This window comes from Candidatus Eisenbacteria bacterium, assembly GCA_035577985.1.
GTDB lineage: Bacteria > Desulfobacterota > Binatia > DP-6 > DP-6 > DATJZY01.
This window is the reverse complement of the sequence record DATJZY010000186.1, coordinates 1-11,210: the sequence shown is the minus strand read 5'-3', so window position 1 is coordinate 11,210 and position 11,210 is coordinate 1. Positions and strand designations below refer to the sequence as shown.

The window sequence follows — 11,210 nt, the reverse complement described above, 5'->3', positions numbered from 1 at the left end:
ACGGCGGCGCCCGGGGCGCGCTCGCCTCAGGACGACGTCGCCTGAGCGGCGAGCGGTGGCGCGGCGCCGAGCGGCAGGACGACGCGGACCGTGGTTCCCCGGCCCGGCGCGCTCTCGACGTCGATCCGCCCGCCGTGGTCGACGACGACGTTGTAGCTGATCGCGAGCCCGAGCCCGGTGCCGGCCCCGACGTCCTTGGTCGTGAAGAACGGCTCGAAGATCCGCTGCCGCACCTCGTCGGACATGCCGGCACCGTCGTCTCGGATGGTGATCGTGGCGGCGTCGCCGTCCACGGCGGTCGAGACCCAGATGTTGCCCGAGCCCGCGATGGCGTCGCAGGCGTTGGCGAGCAGGTTCACGAGCACCTGGTTCAGCTGCCCGGGATCGCCCTCGATGAGTGGCAGCGGAGCGAGATCGCGGTGCACGGTGATGCGGTCCCGCCAGCGCGGCGAGAGCAGGCGGAGGCTCACCTCGATGGCGTCGACCAGGTCGACGGGCTTTCGCGTCGCCTCGCCGACGCGTGAGAAGGTGCGGAGGTCCTTCACGATCGCCGCCGTGCGCTCGGCTCCGCGCGCCATGACGGCGGTGATCTCCTCGGCGTCGGCCAGGAGCTTGCGCACCTCGTCGGGAGCGAGGGTCGCCGCCTGCGCGATCCGCCGTCGCAGCGGGGCCACGCTGCTCGCGATGAAGCTCACGGGATTGTTGATCTCGTGCGCCACGCCGGCGACCAGGCGGCCGAGCGAGGCCATCTTCTCGGACTGGACGAGCTGCACCTGCGCCGTCTGCAGCTCCCCGTAGGCACGATTGAGCTCGGCGTTCGCCTCCTCGAGCTGTGCCGTGCGCTCGCGGACGCGATCCTCGAGGCGGGCGTTCAGGTCGGCCAGCGCCTGGTAGCTCCGCGCGTTTTCGAGCGCGATCACGGCCTGATGCGCCACCGCACGCAGGAAGTCCGCGTCGCCGGCGGTGTAGAAGAGACCCGAGCGCTTCGGGGCCAGCGTCAGCGCGCCCACGAGCGTGCCGTCGTGGTCGAGCGGGACCGCGATCTCGGCGCCGTTCGCGCCGAGGGCGTCGCGGATGGCGGCATAGGTCGCCTCGTCGGGATAGGACTCGGGCGAGTCGAAGGCGGTCACGATGCGCCGGGTCGCAAGATGCTGCGCCAGCGTCGCACCCAGCCGGACCTGCTCACCCACCGCCGCCAGCACGCCGTCGGGCCCGGCGGTGAAGAGACGCGTCGCCGCATTGGGGATGGCGCGCTGCACGTGATCGCAGACCACGTCGGCAATGCGCCGGTAGTCGTGTGCCGTGCCGAGATCGCTGCCGAGCCGGGCCAGGACCTCGGTTGAGTCGTAGCGCGTGCGGAAGAAGAGGCGGTCGACGACCGCCTGGATGCGGGTCCGCGCCGGATTGAAGACGAGCAGCACCGCCAGCGTGAAGAGGAGCGGAAAGAGCGGCGAGTTCGTCACCACGTTGGCGCTGAGGATCGAGTTGAACAGGACGACCGCACCGACGTACGCGGCGCCGACGGCGCCCGTCATGAGCAGGTAGAAGGCGCCGCGCTTCAGCATCGCGTCGATCTCGAGCACGTCGTGCTTCACGATCGCGTAGGCCAGCGACAACGCGAAGAGCACGGGCGTGAAGACGGCGACGTTCATCGACATCTGGCCCCAGACGATGGACGAGACGACGAGTGCCCCACCCGGGATCGCGAGGCCAAGCAGCGTACCGACGGTGAGAATGCGGACGCGCTGCCGGGCGAGTTGCGACGAGGCCCCGCGATACTCGGAGATCAGGCGCCATCCGAAGAAGAGGCCCGCCGACCCGAGGAAGAGCATGTTGAGGACCAGAACCGTCGAGAAGGCGGTCGGCTGGTGGAAGAAGAGCTGATACGCGACAGCCAGGAACAACGACCCCACGTATCCGAGGAAGCGCCACCTGGCCCATGGATGATCCTGCGGGAAGAGCATGAACAGCTGGAGTGCCGCCGCCGGTGTGACGGCCTCGATGACCGTATGGATCCGCATGAAGGTCCACGGGCCGTAGATGTCCATCGCCGTCAGGAAGAACGCGGAATACGCGGCCCCGAACGCGAGGAACGCCCGCGACAGCCGCGAGGACGGTCGGAGCACCCAGGCGACGAGCCCGCACAGCAGATAGACGACGGCGTCGAGCAGGTAGGCTCCGAACAGGAGAAGCCAATCACGCACGGTGAAACGCTGCGTCGCGATGACGACCTCGCGCTCGACTCCGTTGCGCGACACCAGGTATCGGACCCCATGGCCCACGGGAGGAACGCGTGCGCGATCGTAGACGTCCCGTGCGGACGTGACCCGCACACCGTCCACCGCGAGGACCTCGCTTTGATAGAGCCCGGGAATCGTCGATGCGGACCAGTGGCGAAGGCCGATCGACGGCACCACGCGGTTCGCGAGGAGAAAGAACCCAGGAAAGGGTTGGTCGATCCACGCGAGGCTCGTCGTCGTGGTCCGGATCGCGACGGCGAGGCCGATCAGGCCGATCGCCAGCGCCGTCAGTCGAACGGCGACGGATGCACGAGGGCCGCTCGGGAAGGTCTCCATGCCAGGCCGCCGCCGGCGATATTACTCACCGGCGAGGTGGCCTGCCAACGCGGAGACCCGCGAGGGTTAGAGCTCGCGGCGGGCCGGGATCGCTGGGCTGGCGTGCCGGGCAACCACGCACAAGGCGAGTCCCCACAGTGCAACCACGACGCATACGAAGGCGAACAGGTCGCCGACACGCACGTACCAGGTGAGGGTGTCGAGACCGGTCACCGGCGCCGTCAGGACGCCGGCCTGCCCTGGGGGCAGAACACCGACGACCCGGCCGAAGGGGTCGATCACCGCGGAAGCGCCGGTGATGGCGGCCCGCACGAGATAGCGTCGTGTCTCGATTGCGCGGAAGGTCGCCATCGCGAGGTGCTGCAGCCCCGCTCCCTCGGACAGCCCGTCGAGCCAGCTGTCGTTCGCGACGTTCACCAGCAACTCGGCGCCGTTCCGGACGCTGTCGTTGATCAGATCCGGGTGAAGGATCTCGTGGCAGACCGAGACGCCGAGACGCACGAAGCTCTGCAGTACGCCCGGTCCCGTTCCGCTCGCGAACGCATCCGGATCGCGGTTCGGGTCGCCATCCGCACGGGGCGTGAACGGCTTCTCCTCGGCGAACAGGACGAGTCGGCGCTTGTCGTAGTGCCCACCGTTGCGTCCGCTCGCGGTGATGAGTCGCACGCTGTTGTAGCTGCGGCCGTCCTCGTAGCGCGGCGCGCCGAGCAGCAGATCCGCGTGATGGCGGCGGGCCGACTCGGCAAGACGTGACGCCAGGAACGGATCGGCCTCGAGATATCTGGGGACGGCATTCTCGGGCCATACGATCAGGGCTGGACGCGTGGCCGGCGAGATGTCGTCGGTCCGGCGGAGGTGGGCGCCGACTTGGGCCCCGGTGTACGAGGGAGTCCAACGCGCCGCCGGCGTCACGTTCGTCTGGACGATGGCGACCTGCTGGGTTCGTCCGGTGGCGGAATCGCTCGCGGGCGTGCCGGCGGCGCTCAAGGCCCTGAGTCCGGTCAGCCAGCAGACGCCGATGACTGCCGCGGGCGCGATCAGCACGCGCAGGGCCCTGCCGAGCGAGTCACGCACCAGCAGCCGATGGATGGTCTCGGCGAGCGCCGTGCTACCGAGCGCGAGCAGGAAGGACACGCCGTAGACCCCAGTCAGGGCGGCCACCTGTGCGAGGGCGAGTTCCCGGTGCTGGGTGTATCCGAGAAGACCCCAGGGTTGGCCGATCAGCCGGCCACGCAGCAGCTCGGAAGCGACCCAGAGCGCCGGGACGACGACGAGCGAGACCACGAAGCCCAACCGGTTGAGCACGGCGCCGGCTGCGGCTGCGAACAAGCCGAACGGCACGCCGACGACGACCAGGAACCACAAGGCAGCCGCGGTCGCCCCCAGCGGCATCACCAAGTGGAAGTACCGGACGGCCGTGTCGGCCAGACTCCACAGGGTCGCCCAACCGTACGCGTAGCCGAAGAGACAGCCGTACGAGAATGCCGACACCGCCGCCTGCCCGCGGACCGCGAGCAGGACCGGAACGAGCGCGAGCCACGCGAAGGCGCCGCAATCGACCGGCGGCACCGCCAGCGCGTAGAGCAGGCCACCCAGGAGGACGCCCAGAACGCGCATGCAGGCGCTCGGTCGGCGTGCCTTAGAGGTCGCTGGACGGCTCCGGGGTGGAGCTGATGACGAGGTCGAAGGCGGGTGATGCCCCGGGCGACAGCGGCTGACCGTTGTCGAGCGTCGCCGCGATCGCGACGACGAAGTGGAAGTTGTCGACGTGCGGCGTGCCGTCGGCGTGCCACTCGCCGTCCGCGGTCCGGCGCGCATCGCGTTTACGGTGCTCTTCCTTGTACGTGCGGAACTCGTGGCGCCAGTAGGAGAGCGTGTCGCTCAGCCCGGGCGATCCGGCGGTGATGCGGAACAGGCCGGGCGAGTTGGGATCGAGCCAGCCACCAAAGAAGCCCTGGGCGTTGTAGATGACGACGCTGTCCGGCTGGAAGCGGAGGCCCGCGCCCACTCCGGTGCCGGTGTACTTCGTGGCATCGCTCACGTCCGTCGCGTCGAAGGCGATGAACATCGTGCCGTCGGCGGCAACGCCGGTCTGATAGTTCTTGCGCGTGATCGTCTCGTCGAAGTCGTGCAGCGCGATGGGACGCCCGATGACCGCGAACTGATCGTCGGAGAGCGTGTAGAGCAGGGTGTTGCTGGCATCGTACACGCTGATCTGGCTCGGCCCGTACGAGACGTCGGGCACGGCCACGCGGAGCTGGTTGCGCAGCTGTCGGTCGGCGAAGTCGCGCTTCACGACACCGCGTCCGCGACTCCAATCGCTCGAGCCATCCCGCGCCGTGAAGCGAACGATGTACTTCTGGCCCTCGACGATGCGATCGTCGAACAACGTGATGGTCTGATCGGGGTATGCGACGAACGGTCGGACGTTGGCACGCGGCGGGGGCGGCTTGTCGCAGCCGCACATCGCGAACGCCTTCGACGCCCCGACGATCAGCAGCGCGGCGGCCGCCAGGATGACTCGCTTCCGATCTCCAGCAACTCGCATGTCTCGTCCCCTTGCGCCGGAGAGTCGCGCGGGCCGTCGAGACCGCTGGGGCCTCGCTTGCGAGGCGCCATGCGTCTTGTTGCCAGACGTCTCCCCGAGTGTGTTGGTCGACAAAGGGGAGTGCACATTTCGCGCCGAGGGCGAGATGCGAAAATGTGCAGGAAACGTGCAGATCCGTCCGTCACTCCGACGTTCGTCCGCCACGCCGCGGCACAGCGTGGCACAGTGCGTGTGTCAGGAGTGACACCCGACCTTGACAACCCGCAACCCGACCGATACCAGAGGCGTCCGCTTATCGCGGGGTGGAGCAGTCTGGCAGCTCGCGAGGCTCATAACCTCGAGGTCGGTGGTTCAAATCCACCCCCCGCAACCTGACGCGCGGGCCCGAGTGTTGTCGCACTCGGGCCCGCCGTGCGCTCGGAGGGGGCATTGGCAGGTGCGCGGCGCGTGCACTACGATCGCGCCATGAGCGTGCGTGCCGCCTTCGTCATTGGCTTCCTGCTGGTCGTCGCCGCGTTCCTCCACGGAGGGATCTACTCGGCGGGCCACGACTTCGTGATGAATCGCTTCACGGGCGCGTACGAGTTCGTGCCTGCCGACGACTACGACGAGCGCGACGAGGCGCGCCACGTCGGTACCGACGCCGCGCGTGCCTTGACCTCCATGAGGGCCGCCGCTAGGGTCCAAGGTCTTCAGTGCCGGAGGTGATTCCATGGCAGGTGGACGGGCATTCAAGAGCAACGTCCGTGAGCGGCGCGAGGCCGAGCGGCGCATGAAGGCGTTGGAGAAGCGGCAGAAGAAGGACGAGAAGCGCCAGGCCGAGCGCGCCGCCGCGACCGCCGTCCCACCCGGCACGCCGGGAACACCGACGCCCGGCAGCTCGCGCTGAACCGTTCACCTCGCGACATAGGGCGGCGTACCCAAGTGGCTAAGGGAGAGGTCTGCAAAACCTCCATTCACCGGTTCGAATCCGGTCGCCGCCTCTCGACCCTCCACCGCCAGACTCGCACCGCCCGCCGCTAGTCGCCGCGGCGCGCGCGCCCGCCGAGCCCCCTCAGAGGGCGTCGATCTTCGCGGCCAGGATGAAGTCGTTCTCCGACAGCCCGCCGACGGCGTGCGTCCAGATGACGACGTCCACCTGACGATAATGCACCGTGAAGTCGGGGTGGTGTCCCTCGGCTTCGGCGACGTCGGCCATGCGGTTCACGAATCGCATGGCCTCGACGAAGTCCTTGAAGACGAAGCGCCGGTGGAGCCTGTCGTCGCGCGCCTCCCACTCGGGAACCTCCGGCAGGAGGAGTGCAACGGCGGCGGCGTCGAGCTTCGGGACGCCACCCTCGCACGGAAGGCAACGCTTTGCCCGCAGGTCCATGGGCGCAGCCTAGAAGATGCGCGCTCAGCGATCCAGACGTGGACGGTTGCGCGACAGGTCGGCCCCGCCGTCCACCAGGATCAGCTGCCCCGTCACGTCGCGCGCGAGATCGGACGCCAGGTAGACGGCGGTCCGCCCCATGTCGTCAGGCTCGGTCATCCGGCCGAGCGGAATCGAGGCGCGGAGCGCCTCGAGGTACTCGGCGCCGAGTCCCACGCGCACCTGCTCGGTGAGCGTCGTACCCGGCGCCATCGCGTTCACGCGGATCCCGTGCGGTCCCAGCTCGAGCGCGAGCGTGCGCGTCAGGTGGTTGATCGCGGCCTTGGCCGCGCCGTAGACGGCGAGACCCGGTGACGGCCGCCCGCTCTCGCCCGAGCTGACGTTGATGATGACGCCGCCGCTGCCCTGGCGCACCATCGCCGTGGCCTCGGCGTGACAGGAGAGGGCCGTCGCGACGAGGTTCTGGTCGACGACGCCGCGGATCGCCGCGACGTCCGTCTCGAGGAAGGGACGCGCGTGATGGCCGCCCAGCATCCCCACGTTGTTGACGGCGACGTCGAGGCCGCCGAGGGCGCGGAGCGTCTCCTCGACCATCGCCGCCACGTCGCTCTCGCGGCGCACGTCGGCGACCGCGACGGTGCTGCTGCGGCCTGCGCGGAGCACGAGCTCGACCGTCTCCGCGGCACGTCCACGATCGAGGTCGTTCACGGCGACGTCGCAGCCGGCGCGCGCGAGCCAGATCGCGATGGCGCGCCCGATCCCCGCACCGGCTCCGGTGACGAGAGCGCGCCTTCCGTCGAGATCTAGGGGGATCATGCGGCTTCGGCGCTCAGCGCGCGCCGGGGCTGAGCGCCGCCAGCAGGCGTTCCAGGGCTTCCTCGGCGCGCGCGATGACCGCGTCGGGTCCGAGGCCTCCCATCGGGTGGGTCACCTCGGCGATACGCGTCGCGGGCAGACCGTAGGCGGTGGCGAGCTGCGTTGCCAGCCCGACGAACGGCGTCGTCGCGACCAGGATGGTCGGCCGCCCCATGTCCTCCAGCGCAACCTGGTCGTGGACACTCCACGACGTGCACGACCCTCAATCGCCGCTCCCGGTGAGCACGACGTCGGCCTCGTCGCGCAGGCGCTCGAGGACCTGCATCTCACCGCGCACGGCGGCGTTCGCCTTCTCGGTGACGAGGACGAGCCGCGCACCGGTGCGCTCGGCCAGGCGCTCGGCCATGGTCGTGAGGAGGAGCCGGGCGTTTGGCTTGCGGTTGTCCAGCACGCCGATCCGGACGCCTGCCAGCACGCTCGGCAGGGGGCTCAGGCGTCGCGGTCCCGGTCCGACAGGCCCTTCGGGCGAGACGACCGTCGGCATCAGCTCTCCAGCGGGAGCGTCACGCTCTTCGTCATGCCCCAGCTCGGCAGCACCGACGAATGCTTGCCCGCACCGCCGGTCACGAAGACGCGGTAGTTGTCGGGGTGCTCGGTCATCGGGAGGAGCGTCTCCCCGGGCATGTCCGCCTGCATCCACGGCGCCCAGCGCCGCTGGCGGAAGGCCGCGAGGAACGTGTCGCGCGACAGGCGCGACCGATCGTAGAGGAAGAGCTGCACGTCGCGCCGCGACCAGCCACCGGATGCGATGGTCACGGCATGCTCGGGGCAGAGCGCGACGAAGATCTCGCCCTGCGAGATGCACGCGTTGTTGGACCCGAGCGACGCGATGGTCGAGGCGGCCTTGAGCAGGATGCGCTCGGCGCGGTCGCTCTCCATGTCGTGGAAGTTGTGTGGGTTCTCGGCGCACGCGACGGTGACCGCCGAGGCGGCCTCGACGCCCGCCGCATGGTGATAGGCGGGCCAGGGAGACTCGGCGGCGTTCTCCGCGACGCAGTACGCGTACTTCGACGGTTGGCCCTGCGTCGACTGGTCGCCGCGTCCCGGATAGGCGCCGCCGATGTGCAGCAGGGCCAGGCGCACGGCTCGGCCGACGGTCGCGTTCGCACGCGTTCCCGGACCGAACGCTCCGCACCCGGCGTTGAAGGCGGCACGGGCGACGATCTCCCCGTGCACGATCACGAGGGGCGCGACGGGGTGCGTGGTCGACTGCACACCCTGGAGGTTCACCTCGGCGTGGCATAGCGCACGGATCGCGGTCACGAGGACGGGGAACACCTCGGGTCGCGCGCCGGCGAGGACCGCATTCACGGCGAGGGCACGGCGCGTCGCGAGGCCGAAGCGGGGCGGGAGCGTTCCGATCACCACGTCGGGGTCGCCGCCGGCCAGCATGGCGTCGACGCGCTGGACGGTGGGCGCCACGAGCGGGAGACCATCGCCCCAGCCCCGCTCCTCGAACAGCTGGAAGAGCGTCTCGGGACGCTCGTCGGCGAGATCGATCAGCTCGTCGGCGACCAGGAGCTCGTCAGAGGCAGCTTGCACGGCGACGGATGATGGCACGAGTGGATGCGCGGCCACAACGCGACGGCGCCCGGCCGGAGGGTCCGACCGGGCGCCATGACGGACGATCAGGTCGCGATCAGTTGCAGATCAGGGTGAGCTTCGTGACCGTGTCGAGCAGTGGCGACGCGGGATTGGCGACATCCGCCGCCGGGAACGCTCCAACCAGCGTGCGGCCCGTGTTGTTGCCGCCCCGTGCGTTGGCGCAGTTCGGTCCGACGGCGCCCGTGACCGGCCCCTCGGACACCACGTTGCCGTCGATGTTGTTGTAGTCATCGACCGACGCCGTGGCGGTCCCGGTCGTGACCGGGATGATGGAGGGCGGCGTGTCGTCCGAGTACGTATCGTCCGCCGTGCAGCGCACACCGTCACCCCCGGCCGCCGTCGAAATGCGGAGGCGCGTGGAGCTGAGGACGAACGTGTCGCCCTCGACCGACGGAGATGTCGTGAACGTGGCGCAGGCGCCGCCGGTCGGCGTCGGAGCAGTGGCGGGATCCGGCTGGCAGATCGCCCCCGGCGTCTCGCACTCGTCGTTCGCGCCCGACGGGTCGCCGGCGCCGATGAGTGAATCCTGACAGGTGGTGTAGTCGACCCGCGGCGCGGACGAGCCCATGCAGGAGAGAACCCCGAGTGATCGGAAGCTCACATTGCAGGCATAGATGGTCGGGAGAACCAGCGAGGGCTTGAACGAGACGCTCGCCGTACCGATGAGGCCGATCTCGTTCGTCAGGGTACCGGGCCATTCGCAGCCAGCGATGATCGTCGCTCCTGCGAGCGGGACCGGAACCGGAATGGCGTTGATCTTGGTCTCGGCACCCGAAGCCGCCGTCAGGCTGCAGACGGTGTTGACGCATGGAGGTGTCGAGAGCGCAGCGCAGAGGCTGCACCCGTTGTCGCCGAACGTCTGCATGATGTTCGGGAAGTCGGCGATCAGCAGTTGCTGAGTCTCGTAGGCGCCCTTCAGCGCAGAGAGGAGGATCAGTGCCTCCCACCGATCTCCGAACAACGCCGTGGACAAGTGTCCGAGATCAGTGAGGTTCTGGTCCGCGCAGGCCCCCGGCGGTACGGCTACCGGCGACATCTTGTGGAGGGCTGCCCGCGTCTTGGCCATGGCCGAGACCGGGTTCGTCGCGTCGATGACCTTGGCGAGGCCGGCCTGGCAGCCCGTCGCGGCGGTCGCGACGAGGGCAGGGGAGGTCGCCTTGCGGAAGCCGTCCTTGCACTTGGTGAGAGCCTTCAAGATCGATGCCTGGAGCTTCGTACCGTTCTTCTCGATCCCCTGGTGACACTTGAGGAGATCGGCGCGGGCCGGGGCCGCGGCCATGACCGCGGAGAGCCCCAGCGTCCCAACAACGAGCGCAACCTTGCGCATACGTTCCCCCTTCTGACGGCGCCCCGCGCCGCCGCACGTTGGTTTGTCTGAAGCGCGATTAGATTCCACGCATTTGCGGACTGTCAAGGAAAATGTGCGGCGAGAAGCCGCGACGACGCGTCGTGTCGGTCCGTTTCGCGAGCCGCGAAGGGCCATCGCTGGCGCCAGCGATGGGCTCTGGCCACCCGCGATGGTGCTCGACCCGAACGAAAGCCAGCGCACGACGGAGAGGACGGCGCGTTCGGGATCGCTGGATGCGCGACCACCGGCAGCGATGCGCACCCGCATGCCATGCGTGACACACTGAGGCCTCGAGCGTCGTCCGAAGGAGGACGAACGGCTCCACGGGGCGCAACGCCGCTCGTGTCGTGTCATCCGTTTCCAATCCGGCGATCGGCGCGCGCCCGTAGAGTTGTCCCGTGGGAAATCTGAGGCAAACGCGAGGGACGCTGCGGCGTCGGGTCGGTCAGACTTGGTCGACCGGCCGTGTGCGCCGAATCGCCACAAAAATGACGGAAAACCCCGCATTTGCGGGGTTGCACGCCGAGGCATGCTGCGAGTACTCTTCCGGCGGACCACTAGCAGATAGTCTCAAGGGAGCGCGGATGGTTTCGAGTCTCGTCGAGATGATGCGCCGCATTGCTGGCGGCGGTACCGGTGTGATGCCAGCGAAGCGGCGCGTCGCGAAGCACGTTAGCTATCGTACTGGGTTTCTCGCGGCCTTCTGTGCTATCGGAGCGCTCGTCGGACCGGCGCGGGCGCAGAGCGGCCTGCCTTCGCGTCCTTCGAACCCGACCTGCGTGGCGCCCGACCGCCCCCTCACGGGGACGGCAGCGGTCGTCACCTTCCCGGGCACGTTCTTCGCCGGGTCCCAGCCGACGGCCATGCAGCAGCTCCCGAACGACC

General features: G+C 69.2%; 11 protein-coding genes and 2 tRNA genes. 4 read left to right on the top strand and 9 right to left on the bottom strand.

Features of this window, described 5'->3' with window-relative positions; translation table 11 throughout:
- Window positions 1-26: 26 nt before the first annotated feature.
- The 3 genes from VMS22_25910 to VMS22_25900 all read right to left on the bottom strand — a co-directional run bounded on the left by VMS22_25910 (window position 27) and on the right by VMS22_25900 (window position 5,124).
- Window positions 27-2,576, bottom strand: a complete 2,550-nt coding sequence (locus VMS22_25910) for an ATP-binding protein (protein ID HXJ37478.1) — start codon at window positions 2,574-2,576, stop codon at window positions 27-29.
- 66 nt (window positions 2,577-2,642) lie between these two features.
- Entirely contained in the window at window positions 2,643-4,193 is a 1,551-nt protein-coding gene (lnt, locus tag VMS22_25905; GenBank protein ID HXJ37477.1) for an apolipoprotein N-acyltransferase, read from the bottom strand.
- Window positions 4,194-4,215: 22 nt separating this feature from the next.
- Window positions 4,216-5,124, bottom strand: coding sequence for a hypothetical protein (locus VMS22_25900; GenBank protein HXJ37476.1), 909 nt, complete (start codon window positions 5,122-5,124; stop codon window positions 4,216-4,218).
- 296 nt (window positions 5,125-5,420) lie between these two features.
- Between VMS22_25900 and VMS22_25895 the strand changes: the two genes are divergently transcribed.
- The 4 genes from VMS22_25895 (at window position 5,421) to VMS22_25880 (ending at window position 6,107) form a co-directional block, all read left to right on the top strand.
- Window positions 5,421-5,494: transfer RNA gene (locus VMS22_25895), tRNA-Met, on the top strand.
- A 95-nt stretch (window positions 5,495-5,589) separates the two neighbouring features.
- A complete protein-coding gene (locus VMS22_25890) occupies window positions 5,590-5,832 on the top strand; it encodes a hypothetical protein (protein ID HXJ37475.1) in 243 nt (80 codons plus the stop codon).
- A 4-nt stretch (window positions 5,833-5,836) separates the two neighbouring features.
- Complete coding sequence (locus VMS22_25885) at window positions 5,837-6,013, top strand: hypothetical protein (protein HXJ37474.1); 177 nt, start codon at window positions 5,837-5,839, stop codon at window positions 6,011-6,013.
- A gap of 21 nt (window positions 6,014-6,034) precedes the next feature.
- Window positions 6,035-6,107, top strand: a tRNA-Cys gene (locus VMS22_25880).
- A gap of 71 nt (window positions 6,108-6,178) precedes the next feature.
- Here VMS22_25880 and VMS22_25875 read toward each other — a convergent pair.
- From VMS22_25875 to VMS22_25850, 6 genes are all read right to left on the bottom strand, one after another.
- Window positions 6,179-6,496, bottom strand: a complete 318-nt coding sequence (locus VMS22_25875) for a 4a-hydroxytetrahydrobiopterin dehydratase (protein ID HXJ37473.1) — start codon at window positions 6,494-6,496, stop codon at window positions 6,179-6,181.
- Between the two features lie 24 nt (window positions 6,497-6,520).
- Window positions 6,521-7,312, bottom strand: a complete 792-nt coding sequence (locus VMS22_25870) for an SDR family oxidoreductase (protein HXJ37472.1) — start codon at window positions 7,310-7,312, stop codon at window positions 6,521-6,523.
- 13 nt (window positions 7,313-7,325) lie between these two features.
- The gene (locus VMS22_25865) at window positions 7,326-7,526 is read right to left on the bottom strand and encodes a hypothetical protein (GenBank protein HXJ37471.1); all 201 of its coding nucleotides are present in this window, start codon (window positions 7,524-7,526) and stop codon (window positions 7,326-7,328) included.
- A gap of 48 nt (window positions 7,527-7,574) precedes the next feature.
- On the bottom strand, window positions 7,575-7,856 hold the full coding sequence (locus tag VMS22_25860; protein HXJ37470.1) for a hypothetical protein: 282 nt from the start codon (window positions 7,854-7,856) through the stop codon (window positions 7,575-7,577).
- Window positions 7,856-8,914 carry a hypothetical protein gene (locus tag VMS22_25855; GenBank protein HXJ37469.1) on the bottom strand — a complete coding sequence of 353 codons (1,059 nt, stop codon included), beginning with the start codon at window positions 8,912-8,914 and terminating at the stop codon, window positions 7,856-7,858. The genes VMS22_25860 and VMS22_25855 overlap by 1 nt, the downstream gene beginning before the upstream one ends.
- Before the next feature lie 97 nt (window positions 8,915-9,011).
- Window positions 9,012-10,304 carry a hypothetical protein gene (locus VMS22_25850; protein ID HXJ37468.1) on the bottom strand — a complete coding sequence of 431 codons (1,293 nt, stop codon included), beginning with the start codon at window positions 10,302-10,304 and terminating at the stop codon, window positions 9,012-9,014.
- Window positions 10,305-11,210: the final 906 nt, after the last annotated feature.